This window comes from Flavonifractor sp. An4 (assembly GCF_002161755.1).
GTDB lineage: Bacteria > Bacillota > Clostridia > Oscillospirales > Oscillospiraceae > Flavonifractor > Flavonifractor avicola.
This window is the reverse complement of record NZ_NFIL01000105.1, coordinates 1-1,086: the sequence shown is the minus strand read 5'-3', so window position 1 is coordinate 1,086 and position 1,086 is coordinate 1. Positions and strand designations below refer to the sequence as shown.

General features: G+C 58.7%; 1 pseudogene. It reads left to right on the top strand.

Going from position 1 to position 1,086, the window contains the following annotated elements:
* Positions 1-1,086, top strand: a pseudogene (locus B5F94_RS16585) (hypothetical protein); the annotation flags it as partial.

The following is a 1,086-nucleotide window of genomic DNA, read 5'->3' as shown; positions in this document are numbered from 1 at the left end:
ATCCTGGCGCACGGCGTGCTTTGAGCGGCTGTCCCCTGATTGGAACTTCGTCTCCCGCTGTGCCTTCCTTACCCAGTCTGACCGAAAGTGCATCAGCCGCTTTTTCCATGATGATACGCAGGACGGCTTCGGCTGCCTGACGGCCCATCAAAAGCTGGTCCAGGAAAACAGGCGGCAGGCCCGGCAACGGAAGGAGCGCCGCAGGATCAACGCCCGGATGCAGTCTGTCCCACCAGTTCCCCAGGGCCTGAAACGATGGCTGTACCGCAAAATCATGCCGGCGTACTTCTTCTATGACGCCGTGAAGGGCAGAAAAACCGTCCCCGGCGTCTGCTCCGCCTGCGGCAGGGAAATCTCGCTGTCCGGCGTCAGGTACAACGGGAACGCCCTCTGCCCATCCTGCGGCCGGGAACTGATAATGAAATCCCGCGGCCGCATGGGAAATCTGTTCGACCGGGAGACCTGCCAGGTCATACAGAGGACCGCTCCAGACGAAGTCGTGGTCCGGGTGTTCAAGGCTACCCTCCATCATGCGAACCAGGATTTGGACCTTTGGGAGGCCGCCCGCCAGTTCATCCGTCAGAGACCCAGTGGCAAGCTGGAGACCAGCCAATATTACAGCTCCTTTGGCGTATGGAAAGCCGGGACCCGTCCCGTATTCAGCCGCTGGCAATACAACTTTGCGGCGGATGTCTGCGGCTATGTCTATCCCGGCAACCTGCCGGCCGCCCTTCGTGACACGCCGTGGCAATACTGCCCTGTCACGCAGTTTTGCGGCTATTTCCAGGAGCCGGTAGAACTAAAGCCGCTTCTCACATCTTATATCACCCAGCCCAAAATCGAGCATCTCATCAAGGTGGGCTTTTGTGATCTGGTGTCCGACTTGATTTACAGACATCAGACCGTGCGCCTGGATCAGGAGCAGAACCGGACACACCGGCTTTTGTGTGTAGGGGCCGAGGATGTTCCCTTCCTTCGGGATATGCGCATCAGAGCTTCCGGGCTGGCCAGCTTCCAAACATATTACAGCATGGGCCTGAAGGACCGGCAGGCGCTATTCCTCTGGCAGAACAGGCATGGCATCTA